The sequence below is a fragment of the Paenibacillus kobensis NBRC 15729 genome (assembly GCF_004000825.1).
In the GTDB taxonomy this organism is placed as follows: Bacteria; Bacillota; Bacilli; order Paenibacillales; family Paenibacillaceae; genus Paenibacillus_T; species Paenibacillus_T kobensis.
Window position 1 is genome coordinate 39,474 of the sequence record NZ_BILZ01000004.1, and the last position, 23,723, is coordinate 63,196.

The window sequence follows — 23,723 nt, forward strand, 5'->3', positions numbered from 1 at the left end:
TATGAAGGAAAGGTCGGGATCCGATGATGACCGGTACAGAGACGGCCCCTTGGAAAGCGGAGTGGTCGCTTGCCATCATGAATGAGCTGAATGAGAACATTTTAGCGTTCTGGATGGACCATACAGTCGACCCGCGCGGCGGATTCATCGGCCGCATCGATGATGAGCGAAACGCCGACTTGAGCGCCGACAAAAGTCTCGTGCTGAACACTCGAGTCTTATGGACCTTCTCCACTGCTTACCGGTTGTTCGGCCAACCAGAGCATCTGTCGATGGCGGACCGGGCTTATCAGTATTTGATCAACTCGTTCCTCGATCAAGAGTACGGCGGCATGTATTGGATGGTTGAGGCTGACGGCACTCCTTCGGCGGTCGACAAGGTGATGTACGGCCAAGCCTTTGCCATCTACGCGTTGTCGGAATACTATCGGGCTGCCGGTACGCAAGAGTCGCTCGAACACGCGATTCAGTTGTTCGAGTTACTGGAGAACCATGCGCGTGATTATGAATTCGGTGGATACGCCGAAGGACTGGCCCAAGACTGGACGCCGATCAGCAGCATGAGTCTGGACGGGAGAGACGAGTTGAACGTCCGGAAATCGATGAATACGCATCTTCATGTGATGGAGGCGTACTCCAACTTATACCGGGTGTGGCCTGCCGCCCGTCTTCAACAGTCACTTGCCGAGCTGATCGAACTGACGATACGCTATATCATTGACCCTGTGACGTTACACTTCAAGCTGTTCTTCGATGAGCAGTGGAACAGTAAGAACAGCCATATCTCGTATGGCCACGATATCGAAGGCAGCTGGCTGCTTATTGAAGCAGCGGAGACGCTCGGCGAACCGGAGCTGCTTGCGAAGGCGCGCGAGACCGCCGTCCGGATGGCGGAAGCTGTGCTGCAAGAAGGCGTAGATGCGGACGGCGGCATTCCGAATGAAGCGGATGACAGCGGCATTATCGACAGCGACAGAGATTGGTGGCCGCAGGCGGAAGCAGTAGTCGGATTTTATCAAGCGTATCAACTGACCGGTGAGTCGCGGTATTTGGAAGCTTCGCGCGCGTCTTGGTCGTTCATCGAACGTTATATCGTAGACCGCCGCCTCGGGGAATGGCATTGGAGCGTCACACGCGAAGGCATCCCGACCCAAGGCCGAGGGAAAGTGAACGCTTGGAAATGTCCCTACCACAATAGCAGAGCATGCTTTGAGATGCTGGATCGGCTGGCGAGGCCGTAGCCAAATAAGGTCGCTGTGGTTCGTTAGCGTGCTCGTGCATCAAATCCAGTCGACCTAATCAATCGGCCTGTGACCTGCCGTTCCAATATGGAACAAGCAGATTCACAGGCCGTGACCATTTGGCGGCGATTAGAGTCAATTCATTACGAGAGCGCAACCGTCGTCCAAGTTATCTCTTGCCAATCGGAAGCGATATCGTCTTGTCGTACGTTTTAATATAGTGATAGCCGTCCAGTAACAGCTGTTCCGGTTGTTCCTTCGTGTTGAATGAATACGTCTGCTCCCATAGGATGTTGCCGTTGTGTAAATCCCACGGGCGCGACCTCGAGATGGAGGAAACAGGTACGACGCTGCCACCAGCCTGAATGGCTAGATGCTGGGTATCCAAGATTGTGAACTGTTTTCTGGCGATCACCACATCATAGCCTTTATCCGTCGGAGTAACGCTTCGAATCCACAGCTTCTCAGTACCGATTCGGATGGAACGATCAGATGGCGAAGCGAGGGAGATCGGCTGCTCGATTGTCTCATATCCGTCGAAATTGTGGAGCACAAGCTCTACGCTCTCGATCTTGTCGGTCGGAAGCACATCGAATTCAAGCTCGAAATCTTGAACTCCGTCGTCCGTGATACCATTCGAACGCATACCAAATGCTTGCACTTCTATACCATTGACCAAAAGTTCGGTTTGACCTACAAAGTAAGGGAATTCTCCGTTATCCATTTCATAATGACCCTTCACCATCGTTGAAGTCGGCGAAGCCGTTAAGGAATCATATTGGATCCTCCCCCGATCAACAGGAAGGGATTCGGTCAATTCCTCTTTCAATAGGCTGTTCATCGCTTTATTCGCATCGTACTTGAACGATATCGGATAGACAGCCTGTTCCCCGTTGTCTAATCGCTCATTGAACGTAACGGTTAATGTTCTGGAGAACGGTTTGACCGGGTCGAATTTATAAATCCCCTCGTACTCGGACTTACCCATCCGGTAGTTGCTGCTTCCTTCCTTCATGTTGTAATCGGTCAAGAATCCATGCATCTTACTAACTCCATATCGAGAAAAATAGTCGTCCGTAAATACAGATCCCTCAGGTCGTTTGATGGAATAGTACAACAGCAAGGCGTTATCGTCCGCAATTACCCCGTTAATCGTAATGACCGTACCGTCGTCGAGCGTTTTGCTTTTGTTGACCGATTGACCGTAGCCGTGTTCGGCAACCTCGGAGAAGCTTAGCGAGTTAAGCTCCGTCTTGTTAAACAGCTTGCCGCTGTAATAGGCAAAGGCAGGATATTGATATGTGCCAACAATCAATACGATTGCCGCAGCCGTTGCTGCAAACCACATTCTCGCACTATTACGTTTTTTTCTCTTAGCGGGAATACGATCAAGCGCATGCCGCAGTCTATCCTCAAGTCCGGACGGGGCTTGGATGTTGTTCAAGTTCTGTCTGTGCTGCTTCAATCTCTCCTCGATCGTTGTCATAACGATCACCTCCTCCGATTATAGCCTTCAATTTCAGAATGCCTTGCGAAATTCTTGATTTAATCGTGCCGAGCGGCGCGCCGGTCATATCCGCAATCGTCTGATACGGCAGATCGTGGACGTAACGCAGCTCGATTGCTTCCCTCTGACGCTCGTTCAGATGGGAGAGCAGCTCTTGCATATCCATCTCGGATTCCGTGTCACGGTACGGATTAACTTCCGTTAAAGCATCCATTGATTCCTCCCGCTCCTCTTCTAATGGGAGGAATCGGTTCTTCTTGCGAAGCATCGTTCTGCAACGATTGACGAGAATCGTTTTGCTCCAACTGTAGAAAGCTTCGCTTTTTTTTAACTGATCCAGTTTCTCATAAAGTGTCACAATCATATCTTCCATAGCGTCCAAGGCGTCATGCTCATTGCCCATGTATCGGTAGGCAAGTCGGTAATAAGCGTCCTGTTCGGCTATGATAAGTTGTAATAAAGCATCCTTGCTGCCTCTTTGCGCTTGTTTCACAAGACGGCTTACATTCACGTTCTCACCCCTTTTCACAAGTAAGAGCCCGTAGTAGCTGATAAAGTTCATGATGAACAAAAAAATTCTCCTCAACCAGACCGAAGGGACGATAGCCTGCCCCTAGGAGGTTGAGGAGAGATAAGTTGTCCGATTCTTTGTCAGAGATGCCCCTTAAAGCTTGATGCACTTGCTCGTGTTTAAACTTTACGAACTGCAAACCAAAGTTCGAAATAGTTCAGCCCGTTTCTAGCGCCGTACATCTCGAACTCTGCTCCTTCCACTTGCTCGTAGCCAGACGTCGGGAGCCATTCGGTGTAAAAGCGTTTATATAGCGTTTCGATCATCCCGTCAAACTGATCCCAAGCATGCGGCTCCGCCGGGAAGATCGCCCACGTTTGCGCGGGTATCATCACTGTCGTGTACCCATCTGTATTGCTTCTTTCGTCTTTGAACGCGCATAACATATACGGGAACGTGTCGAGTCCAGTTTTTCGATAGCTGCATACCGCATGAACCGAATTCAAGTCCTGGCTAACGAACGAAGGCAACGGACCTGCGCACGCTTCAAGCCTCTTCACATCGCCGTTCGCAAGGCTTTGCTCCCACAGCTTTGCCGGTGTCTGTGGTGCATCTCCGCACCCGTCGGCACGGAATACCCCTTCAATGCCGAACACTTCAAAGCTTTCCTTCGTTTCGATTCGATAGTTCATTGCCTCTGCCCCTTTAATGGTGATAAGAAAGGACAGACGGGGGTAGGCTTTGAGAGCAATCCCCTCTTGACGAGCCATGGCCGGTGTAATTCCATGCAATGCATGAAACGCCCGTGCGAACGAGACTGGCGATTCGTAACCGTACTTCAGCGCGACATCGATCACCTTCGCCGCACCGCCATTCTGCAGTTCGAGCGCAGCAAGGGTTAACCGTCTGCGCCGAATATACTCCGCCAGCGTCACGTCCGTAATGAAAGAAAACATCCGTTGGAACTGATACGACGAACAGCAGGCCATGCGGGCCACTTCCCCTAGTTCTAGCTCCTCCGTCAGATTCGTTTCAATATAGTCAATTGCCCGATTCATCCTACCCAGCCACTCCATCTCAATCCCTCCTCTCAAATTAAGTTTAGACGGGGCGGGCAATAGCTTCGCAACGATTTGTGCCCAAAGAAGTTGCTTCCCAATGCAACGTAATATATCTATAAACACTTCCCTTAATTTACGATAACAAAATCAGGATATTGAACATAATCGACGGCAATTTGGATGAAGGGAGACTTACAGAAAGAGGAGCTTAATTCTTGGTATCCCACTTAATACTGGTTCTCCAGTCTGTCCACAATGACTTTATTTTATTAACTAACCACTCTCCGCCGATCGTTGTTGTTCCTTCATGAGATGCATAGATAATCCAATCCATACTCTGCGAAGTCCAAAAACCCTCACCGCCTGAGAAATCGTCATTGTAACAATAATATGGGTAGAGATTTGAGACCTGTATATTGAAAGTTTCACCTGTTTCTAGAAATTCTATCACCTGCATAATTCCATGGTGCTTAAGCAACGTTTTAATATCATTTAATCTTTCTTCATTCTCTATATATTCGGAATTAAATGCTATGAGGTCTTCTCTACTGCAATCGAATAATGGATACCAGTAAGGTTGTCTTATATCCCACATTCGTTCCATATTTATTCTCAAACTTTTAGAAACCTCTTCTGGCATTATTATTTTTTGCAAGAGAGCCCCTCCTCCTTACTATCAATAAGACATCGCTTAGATAATGGTCACTGCTGCAATATCCTTTCCTGCCCAGAGATTAAAGCTATAGCCTGTTTCGAGTAATTGCCATGGTGCTTCGTCAACAATAAAAGCAATATCAGCATATGTATCCCATGTACCATCAATAGGTCTTGTGATCTTCACTAGCACCGTCCATGTCTCACCATAAAATGTCTTGTCCTTGGTTTCACCATAGTTTACAACAATATCTCGTATCCATTGGTTTACTGGAAACTTGCTCGGATCTTTTTTCCAATGAATATGGGCTTTAACAAACCTTTGGTTGTCCACAGCAATCCTCCAAGAATAGATTTTGGTATATGAAACTCGCACCTATTACCCAAAGACATTCACTTAGTTTAACAAGTTTCTTCTTCCCCCTGTTTCCTTTCGTAATCTTTTCTTCTCCGTTTTCCTCTATTTCATCCAAAATATAATCACCTATGAGCATATTATAATCTTCCGTATCACGAGTACTCGACCTTTGGTGAATTTCCTGATAGACTCGGCGCACGATAAGTCCATCTTGCTCCATTTCGCGCAGCTGGCCCGTAAGCATACCTTGCGTAATGTTCGGGAGCAGCCGACGTAATTCCCCGAACCTCATCGTCCCGTCGTGCAGCAAAATAAACAGGATCAGCGGCTTCCACTTTCCCCCGATTGCGTGTAGTGTCGCCAAAATACCTTGTGTGGCGATGATTCGGTTCACGAATTCCGTCATGCATGTTTCCCGCCTCCACGTTCCTGATAACGACTCATGTAATGCACTTTACCAGAGTATCGGTAATTCGAACAGTACGATCATTTTCCGTACTTGGCACGCTATTTCATACCATTCGAGATATGTTCCTCCGAAATCCACAGTATGTCCGGCAGAACATAGTATGAAAAAAGAGCGTACTTTGCAAGCTGCTACTTCTCACCAATAATAGGGAGTGCAGATCGCGATCCTGCTAAAACCGAATAAAGGATGATTAAGATGAACATTATGGTCATCGCTGCACACCCCGATTTACATCAGTCCAGAGCCAGTAAGGCCTTAATTCGTGAACTTAATAAACACGCGGATATTCATATTCGCGACCTATATCTGGAACACCCCACTTGGCAGATCGATGTGAAAAAAGAACAGCGGATGCTGCTGCAGCACGATCGGATTGTGTTTCAGTTCCCTTTTTATTGGTTCAGCTGTCCTCCTCTGCTTAAGAAGTGGTTTGACGATGTACTAACGTTTGGCTGGGCTTATGGCCCCGGAGGAGAGAAGCTGCTCGGCAAAGAATTCATGATCGCCACTACGACCGGTGGAACCGAAGCTTGTTACAGGTCGGGCGGTGAAAACACGTATACAATCAGCGAGTTTCTGCGATCAATCGAAAGAACGCTGACGAAATGCAACGGCACTTTTCTTCCGGCCTTCGTTGTGTACCGCGTAACGCAAGCTACAGATGCTGATTTGGCAAATGCAGCAGAAAAGTACGCGGAATTCATAAAAGCTCCGAGGGAAGTGCTCATCCATTGATTCCATAACAAAAGGACAGCCTCGCAGAGCTTTGAATTTCATTTCGGCCATTGCGAGCTTTGTTCCCCAATAAATGTCCTCAGGCGTCATTCGGGATTCAGCGGGCAGCATTTTCTTGTTTAACCAGTTCATTAGCTTGAGATCGTCGAAAAATCCTCTCAGTAAGCTCATTGGGGTATGTTGGTGAGCGTTAATAAGCCCAGGCATCGCTGCCATACCTTCGCCGTAAATCACTTCATCGACTTCAGCGGTAATGTCAGTCTGAATGGCCGAAATGCAATGAGAATATCCCCTGCAAATGGCTCATTTCTTTCCATGGGATGGTCGCGCCTTTGATTAATTTTTTCATCATGACAACCTCCTTTTTCTGGGTTTATAATAAACCCTGACGTAAAGTGAATGTCAAGATGATATGCGAGTTATTTGCGAGGGAGTTATATGGAGAGGTGAAATTATGGTCGATTACGACAAGGTAATAGATACCGTTTTGAACCGCTATGTTAACAACCGACTCATACTTGGGATTGACGGGCTGAGTCGCTCTGGAAAGACCACATTTGTAACGGAGTTGAGAAACAGGCTGATTCAATACCAGAAACCAATTTGCATCTTCCACATTGATGACCATATTGTGGAACGTAAGAATAGATACGACACTGAATTTGAGCAATGGTATGAGTATTACAACCTTCAATGGGATGTTGAACTTTTGCGTAACCAGTTATTTTCAAAGTTAAACCATGCAGTAGTCGTAGAGCTTCCCTTCTACAACTCGGTTTTGGATAAGTTAGAAATAAAGACCGTTACCATACCAATCAACTGCATTCTGATTGTTGAAGGTGTGTTTCTTCAACGACCAGAGTGGCGAGACTTTTTTGACTACATCGTGTATTTGGATTGCCCAAGAGATAAACGATTCGAACGAGAATCTGCATCTGCCAAGGAGAACATTGAAAAATTCAGGTCAAGATATTGGAAAGCGGAAGACTTCTATTGGGATTCGATAGCTCCTTTAACCAACGCCGATATGATTATTAGTTCCTGAAGAATGTCCAATTGAACTCATTAATTACGGTCAATAGCAACAACTTTTACGAAACGAGCCTAAAAATAAGGGTATCACATATTATGCATAACTAATATGTGATACCCTTTATTTTATCTGATTTTTTTAAGTTTAGGTCTTGATAATTTGAACCCCGATAATCAAGGGCTCCTCTTCCTCCTGCACATTTATTTGTTCGACTGGTCGTGTGGAACGGTCACAATAGCCGACGCTGTGGCCACATTGCCGGCCAAATCCTTAGCAGCATAAGTAATGGTATAAATGCGTCCCTCGCCATTTCCTGATCGATCCGCACGAACCTCAAATGAATCGGAAGAATAGAGCAGCGGAACATTGTAAGTTGCTTTTTGAATATCATCAGACTGCAGCATTTCATTACTTGTAATCGAAGTTAATACGACCGATTCCAGACCGGAGACCACATCCGACGAATCAATGGTGACCTGGATCGGAATCATTTTTTGGTTGGCCGGCCAAATCATTGCTTTATCCAAGGAGATTGCTAATTGCGGTGCTGTTCGATCAATATTCACTTGGAACGTTTTGAACGGCTCAACATTGCTCGACTTGTCTTCACTTCGGTAGTCGATTTGATATCGTCCATCGGCCAACAGTGTGAACGGTGTTTGATAAGGAATCCAATCTCCGTTATTAATCCGGTATTCCGTTCCGGAAACTCCGGAACCGTCCGCATTATCCTCGGCATACAAGGAGATGGTCACGTCCTTATTATACCACCCGTTTGTTCCGCTAGGTGTCTCAGGGTCGATCGTATACGCCGTTGTCGGAGGCACTTGATCACCGCTCGAATCGCTCGGGATATCCTGGACCAGCAGAGCGTTTCCAAGATTGGAGCTATCCCGCCACTGTTGGCCGGTGACATCGCTCCAAACCGCAACGCTGTCACGCGTTCCCTTATCGTTATCCGAGTTGTTCACGGAAACATCGAATCCGACCAATGTGCCGACTTGAGGGACAATCCGATCCAGTTTAATTCTTGCAAAGACGTCATATCCCACCGTCTGACCACCTGCGTCGTAGACTGCGCTCGTGACGGTGTCAAAGGTCGATCCGCTTGAGCGATGGTCAACTGTTTGCACATTAGCAAAGTTGATGCGATACTGGCCGTCGTCACTCTCAATGTTGCTTGTTCGCTTGTGATCCTGATCCACGAAAATTTCAATGGAATCTTGCTCCCAAGGGTTGCGAGAATCTTTTCTTAAGATCGGATCATGGATTTGAGCGCGAACATATAAATATTGATCGTCCCACATCGTCTTCACCGTGCCGGTTGCACCGCTCGTACCCTGAACGAATTGATCCATGGCGATTTGGTCGGCGTTGTTCCACTGCGGATCATCGAAGCCTGCAGGCGTACCATGGATAACATAGGTCAATTCAAGCGGACCACCCCATGTTAGTGAAGCGAAATGATTGAGATCCGTATCCGCGTTGTCCGGATCGTTCCACGCAACAGGCCCTGCTGCATGTCCGTCGGTGACGCGAAGGTCAAATTTCAGATTCTGGCCGCTTGAAGCATGATCCAGAAGAACGGCCGCTTCCAGACGATATCCGTCGCTCGTCTCCGCGATCCTGTAGTCGGCCCCTCGTACAGTGCTGTTGTCGCGAGATAACACATAAGGTGTGGTGCCGTTGATATACACCTCAACCTTGTCCGCTGCATCCTTGGTTGCATCATGGATATTGACGAGCAGATAGAGATGGGAATCGTCATAGGTTGTACGGAAATCTGCTATTCCTGCATCATTGGCGTCTTTGATTTCACTCGCCGCGACAGCCTTCAAGATCGTATCCATGGATCCATCGACAGTCAAGGACGCTTTCCCTGCCGTTAACGATTTCGAGACCACTTGACCCGTTCCGTGCAAAGCGAATCTTACCACCGATTGCGATGGATCAGAAGGGTTCCCCTGTGCATCAACCACATAGAGATGATAGGTCCCTGCAGTCTGTGGAACAGCAATAAAAGCGGCCGTTCCACTAGCCTTCGTCATGGTCGGACCTTCGATGAAACTTGTTGTTCCTGCAGGTGCAAGCCATACGGTTGCGGCGGCATCTCCCGCAGACTGTATCGGAATCGAAGCCGTCGGAGGATTGATGTAAACGCTCGCCGGGAGCACAACATCTTGTACAGGCGTATGGGCCGGCGACTCCAGATACTGATACGGACCTTCCAAACCTGCATTCAATGCGATGGTATATCCTGCCAACGGCCATACGCTGTCCTGATAATAATTGATGTCTTCAACGACGCTACTCGGCAGGTTTTTATTGGATATTTTGTTGACGTTACTATACGTTTGGATAATGCTCAGGTCATGCTTTCTTCCCCAGTCGTCAGAGTTGATCGTATACGTAACATTCGGGTCGATATCCAATACGTTATTGCTAAAGTTGATATAGGCTGAACCTTCGTCAGGATGCAGCCCGTATTTATGGCCCGCCGGAACGCCTTTCAAGTAGTTATTGCTAATTATGGTTGTCGGCTGGCTGCCCAGCGTATAGATCGGTGCGCCATCGTCCAATTTCTGCATCGTGTCTATAATCTGGTTGTAGCTGATATTGTTGTTTCGGGCGGTTGTGGTTGGTACGCCCGGCACGATGGAGCCTGACGAGCCATCAAAGTTCCACCATCCCCAACCGAGCGAGATGCCGACATACGGCGTTTTTTCGATCCGGTTATGTTGTATCGATATCGAATCAACAAAAAAGGCTTGGATAGCAGCAGATCCGTTAAACAGCACTCCGCTGTCGTGCAGATAATTATTCTCGATATCAATGTTCTTGCAGACGCCTTCTTTGTCGACTGTATATTTCTCATGATTAGCAGAAGTATAATCGCCGATATACACATGCTGTGGATGACCGATCGAAATAGCGGCTCCGCCGATGTCATTCGTATAGTTTCCTATCAACTTCGAGTTCGAAACATCGTTGACCATACTAACGCCGTCTGATCCGGTATGCTCTACCTTATTATTAAGAAGCATGATGCCATCTGCATTCTCAATATCAATGGCGCTAGGCTCCAAATCGACATTGCGATAGTAATAGTCATGAAAGTTTTGTTTCGCATAAGCGATCGCGCTGAGATTCCCTTGCTGCACCTGTTTAAATGCCGAACCGGCTATTTCGGATAGGTTCCAATCGGAATGCTCAACGGTGATACCATCGAAAGTCAGATTGCGCACGTGATCGCTAATAGATGCGCCGGCCACTTTCAGAATCGTTGTTACATTGTTCGGAGCGAATACCTGTGCCGTGGTCATATCCTCGTTATCGGCTTTGTAGTAATATACGGTTTTATTGGTTTTGTCGTAATAAAATTCGCCCGGCGCATCCAGAAATTCATAGGCATTCATGATTCTGTGGCTACCGCCGATCTGGAAATTTCCATTAAAGGAACCTTGGGCAATAGCCGCTCCCGGTTCTTGGAACAACGCAACGCGATTGGCCCCGTCTGGGGTAGTTGTCACTTGGCGAACCCCTACGATTGCAGTGTTCCAGGTCGTCCGCGTTTCGATCTCGATATCACCTTGATTCGATTGAATGTCGGGGAAATCCGTCAGGTTGTATCTGGCTCCATCGCACTGCGAGCCTGATTCCCAAGCCCAATCGGCTTGACCCGCCGTTATGGTATACGTACCGTAGCAGCCTAAAGAGTTGATGGTTTTCGAGGCCATCATTGCTCTCTTGTCATTCACATATAGCGCGCGAAGTTTATTGCTTCGATCCAAGGGAGCCTTCCATATATTCCCTGCATGCTGAGTCCAACCGCTAACTTGGACACCTCCGTTCAACACCGGAGTCTCATTCGGATAAGCTTGATAAATGATATGATAGCCATTTGTGCCGGAATCGCTTGGCGTGAACTCGATCGTGCTCGAGACCGGATAATCTCCGCCGCGAAGATACACGTAGATATCCCCCGTCATGCTTGCATTAACGGAGCGAATAATATCCCTTGCATGCTGTATGGTTTTGAAAGGCGCGGTGATCGTTCCCGGATTGACATCATCCCCGCTTGGAGATACGTAATACACAGCCTGTGCTGCAGACGTCTCCGCTGCCGAAGCAGCCTGTGGAACCGAGAAATTGGCCATAACAAGAACAACGGTCAAGACCGTCATTAAGATAGAGCGCCATTCCCTTTTAACCGAAATACTTAGCATCCTATCCAACCCCTCTCATTCTTCACTTCAAGATAGTCCCTGCCGTCAGTGCGTCATCAATCTCTCATTGCCGATCATATAGACGATAATCTCGACGGTCGTAATCGTTATCGCTTTTAGCTTAATTTTCTCCCCCCATCGTCTTTGTTGCTAGAGGTCTGACCCGCCGGGGATTCCGATTCGCCGGGAGACTGAGCATCGAACCGCAAGCCGTTGCCGTAAACAGTTCTGACCTCCTAGTTCACACATCCATAATTTTGGGATCGCTCCATTCAGTCAGGTCTTTGTAAGCGTTGTCAATCGATCCTGTTTTAAATTGTACGGTTTTCCCCCTTTGTTTGGCAGAGAATATTCTCGGGTCAAAAGGAATATTTTCAGTTCTATAGGATGTGATTTATGTACTTGCTGGGTGTAATGCCTATTTGCTTTTTGAAGAAATTGTTAACCTAAATGGTATCCGCGTAACCGACCTGCATTCAGGAAACCGCTGGTCCCGCCATTGCTCTTCCCGGCGGTGGACTCCGTCCCTCGCAACTCGACTATATTAGCATACGTTCTTTCAACACTTGTAAAGCCTGTGCCGTTTGATTCTCAAATCCGCCTGGCGCCGGTTCATGGCGCTCGACTTCAAATCCCGCCCACCTATACAACCTTATGGCTTTATGAGCCCATGTCGATGTAGGGATATACATTAACCGATCCCCTTCGATATCGATCATATGTTTTACACCAGCTGCAATGATCGCTTTGCCAAGTCCTTGTCCTTGAAATGGCGGCTTCACAGCAACCCAATGAACAAACGGATGGCGGCGCACTCCTGTATAATTCCACCAAGCCGTGAAAGTAGCCACTTTTTCTCCGTCATGTGCCTGAATGAACATCGTCCTGCGTGCTAGCTCATCCTTATAAGGAAGATAGTTATTCGCAAAATACTCCGTCGCAGCATCTTTATCGGCAAATTCTAGGACGGATGCTTCTATTTCTCCCCACGCTTCTTCATCACCTGATTGAAAGGTTACGATGGAGTACCCGCTTGGCAATGAAGCTTGCGGGAGTGGGGTTCCTTGTTCACGTTTGAGAATAACTCTAAACCAATCGAGACTTGTATCTAACATGTGTACCCTCCAGATCTCGTTGAACTACTGCTTATTCACTAAATAGATATCTCTATCATTTCTGCCTCAATCATTTAATCACTTTAGTCACTTTAAGGATTTGCAACAGCAGGAATAACCGATTCCCGTGCTAGTTTCCATTTCTCGTTATACGCTTCGAACTTCGACTGCAAATCATTGGACACGACCCACTCTTGGATATACTCGCCCGACCAGAACGGGATTTGCGCCTTCTCTGCCAACTCGAGAAACAAGTCGCTCGGCGACTCCGTCTCGACGAACGTCGGCGAGAACGAAAGAAACTGTTGAAACTGCCGAAGAGCCGGCTCCTTCGACGTCATCATCGGCAGAAATCCGGAATCTTCCACGTAACTCGACTCTTTCACAAAATATTCGATCCACGCCTGAGCAAGCTCTATATTGCTGCTGAATTTGCTGATTCCGACGAACCAGTCCGGCAGCAGCGGCGCATAGTGCTTCGTCCCATTATCATACGGCATAGGGAAAAACCCGATATCGTCCGGCTTCGCGCCTGCGTCTATCACTTGCTGGATGATCCAATTGCCGTTGAAGTACATGGCGGCTTCACCGCTTGCGACTTTGCTCTTGGACGCTTCCCACTGGTTCGCCATCAGATTCGACTCCGTATAGCCGCGAGCGATTAACGTCTTCACAATGGTCATAGCTTGTCCCCATGCGTTGTCAAGCTGCCACGGCGCGTCGGTCTTCACCATCGCGTTCAGATAAGCGGGGTCTCCCGTCATGAAGCTGACCAGTTCTTCGCCCCATAGCTTCATCGGCCAGCCTGCACCGTAATTCAGATAAATGGGCGTTATGCCAGCCGCTTTCAGCTTCCTGCACGCATCATAGAACGCGTCGAGCGTCGTCGGCAGCGCCGTGATTCCCGCGGCTTGGAACGCCTTCTTGTTGTACGCGATTCCAACAGTCGAAGCGCCGGTCGATAGCCCGTACCGCAAACCTTGATAAGACTTATAATCGGCAAACCGCATCCCTTCGAACATCGAATCGTCCAGCGGTTCGAAATATCTCGGCAAATCCTGCGACAACAAATTGGTCGGCAGCAGCAGTACGTCCGGCATGCTGCGGGTAGACAGCTTGACCATAATATCAGCCGTATAATTAGCGAGACCTTCGAACCGGATCTTCGTGCCGGGATGCGCTATTTCGAATGGTTCGGCATACTTGTCCATCTGTCCGTTCTCAATCAGATCGACGCGGTTCGTCAACATCGTTATGGTCTGTTCGCTCGTAACAGGCTCCTCGGGTTGGACTGCCGATTCCACATTCGGAACACGCTCTGACGTACACCCGGCTAGCGTGATGCAGGCCATTATGAACAAGCTCAGGCCGCCGCCGATTAGGCCGCACCGACTCCGTCCGTTCCTCATTCCAACTCCTCCTCTAAGGCCGTTTCGTCACCCGCTGCCATCAGCCCGTAAGACCAACGGTTCGGTTGCCGGTATGGAAGCGCAATCACATTTGCCTTACCGCCACCCGCATCGGGACGGCCCCGTGCGGGCAGTTTGCTTGTTGAAGGAAACATAATCCGTCTCGGATGAAAGCTTCCGCAGCCTTCAATCCATGAGACTCAGAACGTCATGGAGCGCCGATAATTGGTCGATTACCATGAGCGGTTGTACACCTCGCTGCTGAAGATCATGCTCGTTCACCTGGTAACCGATGAACGGAATTCCTGCATCGATCGAGCCCTTGCCGTCGATCCACGAATCGCCGACCGACAGCCAGTTGTCCGCCGCCATCCCCGTCCTGCGGACAATCTCTTGGAAACCGGACGGCGACGGCTTCATCTCCCGCATGCTTTCCCTGCCGATGATCTCAATGAATCGGTCTGCGATACCGTTGCGCTTCAGCGCTTCCAGCGCAGCCTCTTCCGCATTGTTCGTCACAATCGTCAGTACATAACTATCAGCCAACTCGTCGAGCAGTTGCACGGCACCTGGTTCAAGCTCCGCCCCCTGCATCCCGACAATTTCATGCCGCCGTGCAATGAGCATCGCCTCATCATACTGAGCTTCATTCATCCCTTCACGCTTCGCTTGTTCGACGAGCATAGACGTAGTCCATTGCTGCAGATTCAACCCCCGCTCTGCATACCCATGGTGCAGCAAATAAGCATACACATCCCGTTTCATTGCAGCGAAGTCGATGCGGGACTGCACGAGCGTATTATCCATATCAAAAATGATTCCGCGTATTCTGCGTTTGTCTTCAGCCGCCGTCATGACTCTATCTCCTCATAGAACCTCAGCAGGTTGCCCGACGGGTCATGCAGTGTTACAGATCGTTCCTCACGGTTATAGCCTGGTCTCGCATGCTTGTACCGTTTGGCAGCCAGCATGTCATGGAACGCCTCCGTGTTGCGGACACCGATCCGGACGGCTGTTCCCGGCGTACCGTCACCGAAATGTCCCGACAGATGAAGGATACATCCGCCGCTCGACACTTGCATGTACAGCGGAAGATCTGGTTCGTACCGGTGCTCCCAATCCATCCGGAATTCTAGAAATTCCGTATAAAACTGTTTCGTCGCTTCTTCATCATACATACGCAGGATCGGCGTCGTACCCGCGATTTCGAATTGTGCCATATGGCAACCCACTCCTATCGGACAATTAACTATATTCAATGTAGAACGGATGCAGGCAACAATCAAGTGAATCGAACAAGGAAATGGTAAGGAATTGGTCGAATGGATCCGTATGCCAATTACTCGATTAGGAGGATAAACGATGAAACGATTACCATACGAACGGCCAACGGACCATTACGATATGAAGGTCATGAAGATTGACGAGCAACTCTGCGAATTGCTGAGGCATCGCAAAGAAATTTCTCAGAACAATCCGGGCTACCCGCCATTCGAGTTCATTAAGGCATGGGCAGCTTCTAGTGGGTTATACGAAGAATATTTGAAAGTACTGTTCGGTATGTTCATGAACGAGCACCACTTCAAGCCAGTCGTGGAACCAAGCGGATTTCGCAAACACATTGCCGCACTTCAATCTGTGGAGAATAACGGCTTCTTCTATACCATAACTGCGGTCAAACAGTACGAGAACGCGAGTGTCGTCACTCTATTCATCGATTGGGACGCTTCTAACGAGGCCCAGGACCCGATGCATTCGAAAGCAAAATTTTTTGAGCTCGACTTAGGGGTCGGCTATGTTTGCCGGTTCGATGGAGGAAACAGCAGCTCCGGCCATTCCTCCAATAACTTCGTCGTTACGCCCCCGCTTCCGGACAATCTGTCCGGTATTAAGTTCGTGTTCAAACTCATGCCTGCCCCCAACCAAGGGACAGACGGTGAAATCGTTCTACGAGTAAAATGAAATCAATCTCTTGCCAAATAAAAGCAGCTAACCGTGCATAAGCACGATTAGCTGCTTTCGTACAAAAGAATTATTAAGCCTCGCCCACAACCGTGAAGCGGCGGTTCTCATGCTTCGGCTGTTCAATCTCGTCGATGATTGCGATCGCGTAGTCTGGGTAGCTGATATAGCTCTGACCTTGCGAGTTGACGAGTAATTGGTCTTGCCCCGCCGTGTAAGCTCCCGTCCGGCGTCCAGCCGGATCGAAGAATGCGGACGGGCTGACGAACGTCCAGCGAATGCCCTCGGATTGCTGCAGTTCGGACAAATTTTGTCCTTGGCTGCGGGCCGTAGCCAGATACAACTCCGGGAACTCCGGCGTATCGAACAGTCGGGTCGTTAAGGCTGCATCGACGAACAAGCTACCTGCGCCGCCGACAACGATCAGACGAGTATTCGGCGCGCCCTTCAGCGCTTCGATCAAGACGCGTCCTGCTTCAATATGCTGCTGCTCCTGTCCAGGCGCCGCTCCGAACGCGTTCACGACCACATCGAACGGTGCGAGATCACCCGCTTGAAGCCCGAATACTTCTTTCTCCACGACGCTCACTTGCTGTTGTTGTACCTTTGCTTTGTCGCGCACAATAGTCGTCACTTCATGTCCGCGCTCCAGCGCTTCCTTCACGATGGCTTGACCTGCTTTGCCTGTTGCTCCGATTACCGCGATTTTCATCTTTATCATCCTCCAAATATTATAATTCCCGCAAACCTGTAACCAAATTAGTTACTAATTGTTGCAAAAAAAAGACTACGACTGAGACTGGATATGACCGACCACTTGCGCGACGGTCGTCTGAGCAAGCGTATTCTCTAGCTGACGCTGCGCTTCGGTCAACGGCTGCTCCAATGCGCTTTGAATGTTGCGTCCTACGTGACATTGTGGATTCGAGTTGCGGTGGATGTTGAACAACACATCGTTCTCCGGCAGCTCTACCGCACGGTATACATCGAGAAACGAAATAGCAGACAAAGGCTTCAACAGCTTGATTCCCGTCACGCCGGCACGAGACTCGATAAGTCCGGCTTTGCCCAGCATGCTCATAATCCGCCGGATGACGACCGGATTCGTATTGACACTGCCTGCGATATATTCCGACTTAATCTTGCCCTCATGGATATCGATTAAGGACAAAATATGAATCGCGACCGAGAATCGACTGCTAATCACCTTGAACATCTCCCATTGCTCGAATTGCGATACCGAATGACGTTTACAATGTAACCTTATCAGTTACAACTCAAATTGTCAACAGCTAGGTGACGCATTTGTGTTGTCCAGCCAGACACCGCATATCACGCTAGAAGCAGTCCCTGTTCGGCTGCAAGGACTGCTTCTCTTCGACCCTAATCGTTTGCCGCCTTCCCGGCGCCTACGCTTTGCTCCATCCGGACTTCTTCCGGCAGCTTCTTCGATGCGCTCGGCACTTGCCGAGGTTCATGATCGACCGCTTCGGAGGAGAAAATGCTAATGCTCACTTGGCCGCCATAAACATAGGCCCGAATTAGAATCGGCTGGCTATAACGGTTTTTGAATACGAAGTCCGGTCCGTACCAGCTAACGGTTGCGTCGCGTCCGGGAGGCACATACGGCACGTTGCGGCTATGCGAATACCGCTGTACAATTTGCAATCCAGCCCGGTCCGCCGCATTGAACAGCGTGGAGGATATTTGGCAGATACCGCCGCCAATCCCTTCGGACACCTCGCCCTTCACGATGACAGGGGCGCGCATGTAGCCTTTCTCCGTTGACCGCTGTCCGACGACGCCGTTGAACGAGAACGTCTCTCCTGGAAAGACGACATGATTGTTTATTGCCTGTGCGGCAAGCGCAATATTAGTGGTCCTATTTCGATTCCGGCTGTTGAAGTAAGTCGTATAATAACCGATCTGCTTTTCCTTGATCAACGTCATTAATTCGCTGTCCACCCGCGGATAAACCTTATTTTGCGGAAGATTCGTGCGCGTCATACCCCCTTCGATCAAATAACTGTACACCTGTTCTGCGAATTGCCTTCTATCGAGACGGTAACCGATCTTCTCTGGCACGACTCGGCCGCCTGCATCCAGCACCGCATTGACGGATGGAATATTCGTTTTCTTCTCCAGCGAATCCATCAATCTCTCCACTTTCAATTCGTTCACAACCGGTAAGCCCGGAATATTCGCCATATAATCGATTCGTTTGATGCTGGCAACAGGCTGGCCGTGCAAATCGACCGTCAGCGGCGTGCTGCTGGGCGTCAGCGGATAGATGAAGAGCATTCCGAATAAGCCCAGCGATCGAATCCCCTTGAACATGCGTTGTACGACCTCCTAAGTTTATCATCGCTAATTTGCCTTAAATGCGTTCACGTTATGCTTGTTAGCCATGACCAATTCACCAAGTCAATGGCAACGATTCTACACATAACAGGCGGATCGGCAGAACACAATAAACAGCGGATTTAGGTTCCGATCATCATTAACACGATCAATAAGGCAGGTGAAATTATAGCGTGAAGGCCTGTTACCGAGGCTGCGCAATCATTATCCTTGCGGCCGTCATTTGGCTGTCGCTGCTCGAACCGTATGAACGGATTGCTGCCGCCAAGCCAGCAGAGCCGATTCGTCTGACGATAACCGTTCGTGTCGAAGAACAGGCTGGCTTGTCCAGTTCGCTGATGGTCGACAGCTTAGCTTTATCACGCGGTCTGAAGCATACGAATTGGCAATCTGCCGCCGTGAAGCCGCCGCTCTGCCCGGATGTCGATCTGACCGTTAGAATTGGCGCGAGCGTAACGGAGCTTAAACTTACGAAAGACGGAGCATTATGGAATGAAACGACGCGCCAGTTGCTCACGCCACCACCGCAGACGTCTCAACTTCTGATATCGCTGGTTCAATCGGTCCGCAGTCAATATTACGGACGCAGGCTGGCATGGGAGGAAGCGAAGAAGCTCATCCCGAACAAAACGATATTTACAGTGACTGACCTACAGACGGGTCTCAGCTTCCGCGTTCAGCGCCGCGCTGGATCGGATCACGCCGACGTTCAGCCGATTGCGAAAGAAGATACCCGCATCATGAAGCAAATATTCGATGGGGAATGGACATGGAAACGGCGCGCAATCCTTGTGCGAACCGATCAGGACTGGATCGCTGCTTCTATGAACGGAATGCCGCACGGCGGAGATGGCATTCCGGACAATGATTTCTCCGGCCATTTCTGTATTCATTTCTATCTCAGCACGACGCATAAATCCGAAACGCCCGATCTGGCCCATCAACTCATGGTGCATAAAGCGTCCGGAGATCTGCGTCCTTACCTGGACGGAGCAGATCCGACGATGCTGGCCCGAAGCTATATCGAAGGGTTAAACCATAAAGACCGAACCGTTATTCGGCAAGTCATATACGGCATGCAGGAGGAGCAAATCGAATCCATCCTTCGCGCTATGGATACGCTCGAATCGATCCGGGACACGACAAAGCGAGACCAAGGCCATGCCGCTCCATCGAACGAATGGGATCAGCAATTGACGGCACAAGTCAGTCTTCCAATCGCTTACCGGATGCAGGGCGGATCCCAGCGGAATGATCGGTACCGATTCACCTTCAGCCGTGATTCCACAACAGCTCCTTGGCGTTTGCACAATATTGATTCCGGCAAAAGCCGATCAAACGAGCGCACAGCTAGCTAGAAGGATCCAGCAGCCGTAATACGGAACGAAACCGAATGTTTGGTTCCGTATTACGGCTGTTCTCCTTTACCCAGAACAGAACAACCACACTGCTTGCAACGGCAAGCAGCGACAAAGCATGTGCTATTGTGCGTGTCTTCACTTATCATTTCCTCCATTCAAAATGTTCTTGCTCCCATGAAGCTCCGTTCAATTGGCCCGCCAAACCGAAGCCGCTCACTCCCCTTCCTATCCAGATCAGCTCCCTTCTTTCATTCGGCTGTCTCAATAGAGTTCTTACTCATCGATCATAGTCAAACTTGCTTTCTAATAAAATGCGTGAAAATTACAATTACCCGTATCATTTTTGCGATCATCCTTACTTTTCGAGAAAAGTTGCCATTATACCATACGGACAGCCAAAGAACAACTTAAAATTAGATGAGTGTTTCCTTAGAATTTGCTAACGCTTTCACACAATTAGAGTGTAACGGTTGTAGGGCTTGAATTCCCGCCATTCGGGATATCTCATTTTCTCTGCCTTGCCAATTTCTGATTATTTATTGCGTTCTTGGCTTGAACTTATAATACAAACATGCCAACGAACAAAAACGTAATCAAAGGGAGAGATAACAATATGAAACAAGGAATGAAAACGAAAATCGCACTTGCGATGATGGCCGTGAGCCTTCCTGCTACAGCATTGCTGCACGATGCAAGCTACGCTGCATCTGCCTCGTCCCTTGACGCTAAACGTGAGAAAGTTGTACAAACTGCATTGTCCTTGAAAGGCAAAGTTCAATACGTGCACTGGTCCCAGCGTCAAGAGAAGGTTGCGCCTTACAAAACGGACTGCTCCGGCTACACGTATCTTGTATACCGTCTTGCCAATGTCGGCGTAACGCTCGTCAACCGCGATGACGACGATCAAGCGAATGTCGGCCAACTCATCTCGAAGTCGAACCTGAAGAAGGGCGACCTTGTCTTCTTCTGGCTGAACCCGAACAATAAACGCGATGTCGGCCACGTGGCGATTTACATGGGCAACGGCAAAATCATTCACAACGCAGGCACGAAGAACGACGTTATTATTTCGGACCTGAACGGAAGCTACTGGAAAACGAGATATATCGGCGCGCGCCGCGTCATCTATTAATCGTCCGTGCAGATCTCTGCACAGCGCGAACAAGCCACCCTGCGCTCCAATCGGAGCTGCGGGGCGGCTTGTTTTGCGCTGTGCTCTATCTCGATTCTAATTGCAGATGCTCCTGTCCGGATTATATAACGACGATCTCCGGCGCATCGCACTGGCACTTCAGATGCTTCTTCACATGCTCGTAGCTTGCCTTCATCCTTGCCCATTCGCCGCTCCTGCGGCCGGCATCGCTCTTCACAGCCTCACCGAGCGGTACGACACGGAATATGCTGCGGGGACCGACGCGCGATATGCGTACCCATGTCGGTATGCATTCCACTTTCATAATCCGAATCGTCCCGTCGTCTTCCTTCCGAATCCTCAGCCTCGTAATCAACCCTGTCAGCGTATGATCATTGCGGTACAGCCGAGTCGATACGAAGTTGCCAAGCGAGTAGATCGCGAACTTCTGCTTCGTCTTGGACTCTTTCGTCTGATAGAACAAGGCAGGCTGTATCACGTGCGAATGGGCCCCAAGGATAATGTCTGCTCCGCTGCGAATCATAAGCTGAGTAAGCTGCTTCTGGCGTTCGACAGGCCACATGCTGTATTCTCGGCCGACATGGATGCATACGATGACGAGATCAACCTTCTGCGCTTTCAGCTTCTTTATATCGCTTGCGATTTTGTTTGGTTGAATAAGGTTGACAGCCCAAGCCTGCTTCGACGGGACCGGAATTCTATTCGTTGTCTTCGTGTACGCCAGAACGCCGATACGGATCCCTTTCACTTCTTGGATGAGGAAACGCTGCGATTCCGACTCCGTCCGGTACGTCCCGGTGTGTGCGATGCCGGCACGGTCTAATACGTCCAGCGTCCGCTTCAAGCCGTCTATGCCGCAATCCATGCAGTGGTTATTCGCGGTTGATACAACATCAAAGCCTAGATTGTTGAGCGTGTCCGCGAATTGGTCCGGGCAATTAAACATCGGCCAATTGGTGCGCGGATTGCGCCTAACGATGGAGTATGTTCTGTCGATCATCGCTTTCGTTGGATTGCGTCCCGCTCCCGAGAACGTCGTTTCCAAATTGCCGATCGTATAATCCGCATCTCGCAAATAAGGAGCGACCTGCTCGAATATTTTATCGAAAGAATAGTTGTTATCGCCGGCAAGCCGGGCAGAATTAATGATCCGCGTCTTCATCAGGAAATCTCCGACCGCAGATATCGTAATGTCCGTGCTCATGAGTCAACTCCGTTCTATGCGCATACAGGCTCTATGGAGGTTCCTGCCTCGCCCGGAGGGCAGAAGGCCATTACCCTATCATATGAACAAGGCGATCGTCGTGCATCGGGAAATGAGCCTATCTTTTGAGCATATATGCAGCAGATGCTGGCCGTAACCATAACACCGCCCGAAATAGCAAGAGGCATGCCTGCCCGTACAAGACTGAATACGAATCGGGTTCGTATTCCGTTCTGCACCAGACAAGCATGCCTGCTTGCATACAATTATTGTTAACCTTTAACTACCTTCGTGTATGTACTGTTCGTCGTGATGTAGACGGTGCTGCCGTTTACTTTCACTTCATACCAATAAGAATTCGTTTTCTTCACAAGCTCTGCCTTCTGCCCAACCTCGAGACGGCCAACCGTCGCGCTGCTTGACTTCGGCCCTGCTTTCAACGATACCCAACCCTTATTCGTAACGATATACTGCTTCTGGCTTACGCTCGAACCTGTACCCGGGTTCGTCGTTGCCGGAGGCGCAGTCGTTGCTGGCGGAGTGGTAGTAGCCGGCGGAGCGGTCGCCCCTCCATCTCCTGTTATCGGTGGAATCGTTCCGCCCCACGTCGGTACTGCCCTTTGCGGAGGCAGTACATACTTCTGAGGAATTGTAGGCGCTTTCACGGTTTTGCCTGCCATTCCGGTGAATGCCGCATCAGGCAACACGCGCTGCGCGCTATGGAAGTTCTCGCCCCACCAATATTGCCAACTGTCAACCGTGCCGAGTGCTGTTGGGTTGCCATCGCCGCGCGTGCCGATGACGACAGGCTGGCCATCGCGGTTCGTTCCCATATAAATGGCAACGTGCATAATATGGTCGGTTTCTTGGAATGTAATAAGATCGCCAATTCTTAAGTTCTCGATGCCTGTCAGCTGCCATTTGCCGTTAACTTTCTGCTTGCCGACGCCAGCTACCTTCGTGCCGACCGAGTTGTAACTCGCGGAAGATTCACTGATTTTATATCCAACGTCACCATATACGAGGCTGGTAAAGCCTGAGCAATCCTCGTAGCCATATTTGCCGTATGCGGCTGTTCCATGTCCGTAAACGAAGTAACCATTCTCCATATACCAGATTGCCCGTTCCACCACTTCATATGCAAGCGTTCCTCTCATGCCTACGTATTTGGTCCGGAAATCCGCTACATTGTAGAGCTCGTCTTTCACATAACTGTCTGCATTAATGTACTGATTGTACTTCGTCACAGCACTAGAGGTCGTATACGTTGTTGCAGCGAATGCCATTCCCGAAGCGCTTAGCGATAACGCAAGTGTCAGAGCCACGATTTTCTTCTTCATACAACAATCAACTCCTATCTGGG

General features: G+C 49.4%; 22 protein-coding genes and 2 pseudogenes. 6 read left to right on the forward strand and 18 right to left on the reverse strand.

The features are described from left to right. The first annotated feature begins 23 nt into the window (after nucleotides 1-23). Nucleotides 24-1,241, forward strand: a complete 1,218-nt coding sequence (locus PKO01S_RS04445; protein WP_127530102.1) for an AGE family epimerase/isomerase — start codon at nucleotides 24-26, stop codon at nucleotides 1,239-1,241. A 169-nt stretch (nucleotides 1,242-1,410) separates the two neighbouring features. Here the strand turns inward: PKO01S_RS04445 and PKO01S_RS04450 are convergent, their stop codons facing one another. From PKO01S_RS04450 to PKO01S_RS29730, 6 genes and pseudogenes are all read right to left on the reverse strand, one after another. Next, on the reverse strand, nucleotides 1,411-2,727 hold the full coding sequence (locus tag PKO01S_RS04450) for a DUF4179 domain-containing protein (protein WP_127530103.1): 1,317 nt from the start codon (nucleotides 2,725-2,727) through the stop codon (nucleotides 1,411-1,413). Continuing rightward, nucleotides 2,654-3,259, reverse strand: coding sequence for a sigma-70 family RNA polymerase sigma factor (locus tag PKO01S_RS04455; RefSeq protein WP_127530198.1), 606 nt, complete (start codon nucleotides 3,257-3,259; stop codon nucleotides 2,654-2,656). Before PKO01S_RS04455 ends, PKO01S_RS04450 begins: the two co-directional genes overlap by 74 nt. A gap of 179 nt (nucleotides 3,260-3,438) precedes the next feature. Next, complete coding sequence (locus PKO01S_RS04460; protein WP_127530104.1) at nucleotides 3,439-4,335, reverse strand: AraC family transcriptional regulator; 897 nt, start codon at nucleotides 4,333-4,335, stop codon at nucleotides 3,439-3,441. A 193-nt stretch (nucleotides 4,336-4,528) separates the two neighbouring features. After that, nucleotides 4,529-4,975 (reverse strand): hypothetical protein, encoded by a 447-nt coding sequence (locus tag PKO01S_RS04465; RefSeq protein WP_127530105.1) that lies wholly within the window; start codon nucleotides 4,973-4,975, stop codon nucleotides 4,529-4,531. 36 nt (nucleotides 4,976-5,011) lie between these two features. Next, the gene (locus PKO01S_RS04470; RefSeq protein WP_127530106.1) at nucleotides 5,012-5,308 is read right to left on the reverse strand and encodes a hypothetical protein; all 297 of its coding nucleotides are present in this window, start codon (nucleotides 5,306-5,308) and stop codon (nucleotides 5,012-5,014) included. Nucleotides 5,309-5,487: 179 nt separating this feature from the next. After that, nucleotides 5,488-5,738, reverse strand: a pseudogene (locus PKO01S_RS29730) (winged helix-turn-helix transcriptional regulator); the annotation flags it as partial. Between the two features lie 258 nt (nucleotides 5,739-5,996). On the opposite strand from PKO01S_RS29730, the gene PKO01S_RS04480 reads away from it, so the two are divergent. After that, entirely contained in the window at nucleotides 5,997-6,536 is a 540-nt protein-coding gene (locus tag PKO01S_RS04480) for an NAD(P)H-dependent oxidoreductase (protein WP_127530108.1), read from the forward strand. A gap of 39 nt (nucleotides 6,537-6,575) precedes the next feature. Here PKO01S_RS04480 and PKO01S_RS04485 read toward each other — a convergent pair. Then, nucleotides 6,576-6,749: pseudogene (locus tag PKO01S_RS04485) on the reverse strand (amidohydrolase family protein); the annotation flags it as partial. Nucleotides 6,750-6,990: 241 nt separating this feature from the next. Here PKO01S_RS04485 and PKO01S_RS04490 point away from each other — a divergent pair. Then, the gene (locus PKO01S_RS04490; protein ID WP_127530109.1) at nucleotides 6,991-7,581 is read left to right on the forward strand and encodes a kinase; all 591 of its coding nucleotides are present in this window, start codon (nucleotides 6,991-6,993) and stop codon (nucleotides 7,579-7,581) included. A 188-nt stretch (nucleotides 7,582-7,769) separates the two neighbouring features. On the opposite strand, the gene PKO01S_RS04495 is transcribed toward PKO01S_RS04490, so the two are convergent. The 5 genes from PKO01S_RS04495 to PKO01S_RS04515 form a co-directional block, all read right to left on the reverse strand. Then, complete coding sequence (locus tag PKO01S_RS04495) at nucleotides 7,770-11,795, reverse strand: sugar-binding protein (protein ID WP_127530110.1); 4,026 nt, start codon at nucleotides 11,793-11,795, stop codon at nucleotides 7,770-7,772. Nucleotides 11,796-12,334: 539 nt separating this feature from the next. Continuing rightward, on the reverse strand, nucleotides 12,335-12,910 hold the full coding sequence (locus tag PKO01S_RS04500; RefSeq protein ID WP_127530111.1) for a GNAT family N-acetyltransferase: 576 nt from the start codon (nucleotides 12,908-12,910) through the stop codon (nucleotides 12,335-12,337). A gap of 92 nt (nucleotides 12,911-13,002) precedes the next feature. Next, nucleotides 13,003-14,319 (reverse strand): ABC transporter substrate-binding protein, encoded by a 1,317-nt coding sequence (locus PKO01S_RS04505; RefSeq protein WP_246070435.1) that lies wholly within the window; start codon nucleotides 14,317-14,319, stop codon nucleotides 13,003-13,005. 186 nt (nucleotides 14,320-14,505) lie between these two features. Next, nucleotides 14,506-15,174, reverse strand: a complete 669-nt coding sequence (locus PKO01S_RS04510; RefSeq protein WP_127530112.1) for an HAD family hydrolase — start codon at nucleotides 15,172-15,174, stop codon at nucleotides 14,506-14,508. Continuing rightward, nucleotides 15,171-15,539: a glyoxalase superfamily protein gene (locus PKO01S_RS04515; RefSeq protein WP_127530113.1), complete on the reverse strand. Its 369-nt coding sequence runs from the start codon at nucleotides 15,537-15,539 to the stop codon at nucleotides 15,171-15,173. Before PKO01S_RS04515 ends, PKO01S_RS04510 begins: the two co-directional genes overlap by 4 nt. 142 nt (nucleotides 15,540-15,681) lie before the next feature. Between PKO01S_RS04515 and PKO01S_RS04520 the strand changes: the two genes are divergently transcribed. Next, the gene (locus PKO01S_RS04520; protein WP_127530114.1) at nucleotides 15,682-16,281 is read left to right on the forward strand and encodes a hypothetical protein; all 600 of its coding nucleotides are present in this window, start codon (nucleotides 15,682-15,684) and stop codon (nucleotides 16,279-16,281) included. 73 nt (nucleotides 16,282-16,354) lie between these two features. On the opposite strand, the gene PKO01S_RS04525 is transcribed toward PKO01S_RS04520, so the two are convergent. From PKO01S_RS04525 to PKO01S_RS04535, 3 genes are all read right to left on the reverse strand, one after another. Beyond that, nucleotides 16,355-16,993 (reverse strand): NAD(P)-dependent oxidoreductase, encoded by a 639-nt coding sequence (locus PKO01S_RS04525; RefSeq protein ID WP_127530115.1) that lies wholly within the window; start codon nucleotides 16,991-16,993, stop codon nucleotides 16,355-16,357. A gap of 75 nt (nucleotides 16,994-17,068) precedes the next feature. After that, a complete protein-coding gene (locus tag PKO01S_RS04530) occupies nucleotides 17,069-17,497 on the reverse strand; it encodes an Rrf2 family transcriptional regulator (protein ID WP_127530116.1) in 429 nt (142 codons plus the stop codon). Between the two features lie 167 nt (nucleotides 17,498-17,664). Beyond that, nucleotides 17,665-18,618, reverse strand: coding sequence for a VanW family protein (locus PKO01S_RS04535; RefSeq protein ID WP_246070436.1), 954 nt, complete (start codon nucleotides 18,616-18,618; stop codon nucleotides 17,665-17,667). Between the two features lie 197 nt (nucleotides 18,619-18,815). Here PKO01S_RS04535 and PKO01S_RS04540 point away from each other — a divergent pair, with 197 nt between their 5' ends. Continuing rightward, nucleotides 18,816-20,000, forward strand: a complete 1,185-nt coding sequence (locus PKO01S_RS04540; protein WP_127530117.1) for a hypothetical protein — start codon at nucleotides 18,816-18,818, stop codon at nucleotides 19,998-20,000. On the opposite strand, the gene PKO01S_RS28670 is transcribed toward PKO01S_RS04540, so the two are convergent. Continuing rightward, nucleotides 19,993-20,142: a hypothetical protein gene (locus tag PKO01S_RS28670; RefSeq protein ID WP_164779476.1), complete on the reverse strand. Its 150-nt coding sequence runs from the start codon at nucleotides 20,140-20,142 to the stop codon at nucleotides 19,993-19,995. The two genes, PKO01S_RS04540 and PKO01S_RS28670, sit on opposite strands and share 8 nt — an antisense overlap. Before the next feature lie 474 nt (nucleotides 20,143-20,616). On the opposite strand from PKO01S_RS28670, the gene PKO01S_RS04545 reads away from it, so the two are divergent. Then, nucleotides 20,617-21,135 carry a C40 family peptidase gene (locus PKO01S_RS04545; RefSeq protein ID WP_164779477.1) on the forward strand — a complete coding sequence of 173 codons (519 nt, stop codon included), beginning with the start codon at nucleotides 20,617-20,619 and terminating at the stop codon, nucleotides 21,133-21,135. A 121-nt stretch (nucleotides 21,136-21,256) separates the two neighbouring features. Here PKO01S_RS04545 and PKO01S_RS04550 read toward each other — a convergent pair whose 3' ends face one another. Next, nucleotides 21,257-22,360, reverse strand: a complete 1,104-nt coding sequence (locus PKO01S_RS04550; RefSeq protein ID WP_127530119.1) for a CapA family protein — start codon at nucleotides 22,358-22,360, stop codon at nucleotides 21,257-21,259. A 272-nt stretch (nucleotides 22,361-22,632) separates the two neighbouring features. Next, a complete protein-coding gene (locus PKO01S_RS04555; protein ID WP_127530120.1) occupies nucleotides 22,633-23,700 on the reverse strand; it encodes an NlpC/P60 family protein in 1,068 nt (355 codons plus the stop codon). Nucleotides 23,701-23,723: the final 23 nt, after the last annotated feature.

What these genes read in the sequence shown, in the direction of transcription:
- PKO01S_RS04510 (WP_127530112.1), bottom strand. Translation starts at nt 15,174, where the DNA reads ATGACGGCGGCTGAAGACAAACGCAGAATACGCGGAATCATTTTTGAT.
- PKO01S_RS04495 (WP_127530110.1), bottom strand. Translation starts at nt 11,795, where the DNA reads ATGCTAAGTATTTCGGTTAAAAGGGAATGGCGCTCTATCTTAATGACG.
- PKO01S_RS04530 (WP_127530116.1), bottom strand. Translation starts at nt 17,497, where the DNA reads ATGTTCAAGGTGATTAGCAGTCGATTCTCGGTCGCGATTCATATTTTG.
- PKO01S_RS04535 (WP_246070436.1), bottom strand. Translation starts at nt 18,618, where the DNA reads ATGTTCAAGGGGATTCGATCGCTGGGCTTATTCGGAATGCTCTTCATC.
- PKO01S_RS04490 (WP_127530109.1), top strand. Translation starts at nt 6,991, where the DNA reads ATGGTCGATTACGACAAGGTAATAGATACCGTTTTGAACCGCTATGTT.
- PKO01S_RS04550 (WP_127530119.1), bottom strand. Translation starts at nt 22,360, where the DNA reads ATGAGCACGGACATTACGATATCTGCGGTCGGAGATTTCCTGATGAAG.
- PKO01S_RS04480 (WP_127530108.1), top strand. Translation starts at nt 5,997, where the DNA reads ATGAACATTATGGTCATCGCTGCACACCCCGATTTACATCAGTCCAGA.
- PKO01S_RS04445 (WP_127530102.1), top strand. Translation starts at nt 24, where the DNA reads ATGATGACCGGTACAGAGACGGCCCCTTGGAAAGCGGAGTGGTCGCTT.
- PKO01S_RS04500 (WP_127530111.1), bottom strand. Translation starts at nt 12,910, where the DNA reads ATGTTAGATACAAGTCTCGATTGGTTTAGAGTTATTCTCAAACGTGAA.
- PKO01S_RS04460 (WP_127530104.1), bottom strand. Translation starts at nt 4,335, where the DNA reads ATGGAGTGGCTGGGTAGGATGAATCGGGCAATTGACTATATTGAAACG.
- PKO01S_RS04505 (WP_246070435.1), bottom strand. Translation starts at nt 14,319, where the DNA reads ATGAGGAACGGACGGAGTCGGTGCGGCCTAATCGGCGGCGGCCTGAGC.
- PKO01S_RS04515 (WP_127530113.1), bottom strand. Translation starts at nt 15,539, where the DNA reads ATGGCACAATTCGAAATCGCGGGTACGACGCCGATCCTGCGTATGTAT.
- PKO01S_RS04450 (WP_127530103.1), bottom strand. Translation starts at nt 2,727, where the DNA reads ATGACAACGATCGAGGAGAGATTGAAGCAGCACAGACAGAACTTGAAC.
- PKO01S_RS04545 (WP_164779477.1), top strand. Translation starts at nt 20,617, where the DNA reads ATGAAACAAGGAATGAAAACGAAAATCGCACTTGCGATGATGGCCGTG.
- PKO01S_RS04525 (WP_127530115.1), bottom strand. Translation starts at nt 16,993, where the DNA reads ATGAAAATCGCGGTAATCGGAGCAACAGGCAAAGCAGGTCAAGCCATC.
- PKO01S_RS04520 (WP_127530114.1), top strand. Translation starts at nt 15,682, where the DNA reads ATGAAACGATTACCATACGAACGGCCAACGGACCATTACGATATGAAG.
- PKO01S_RS04555 (WP_127530120.1), bottom strand. Translation starts at nt 23,700, where the DNA reads ATGAAGAAGAAAATCGTGGCTCTGACACTTGCGTTATCGCTAAGCGCT.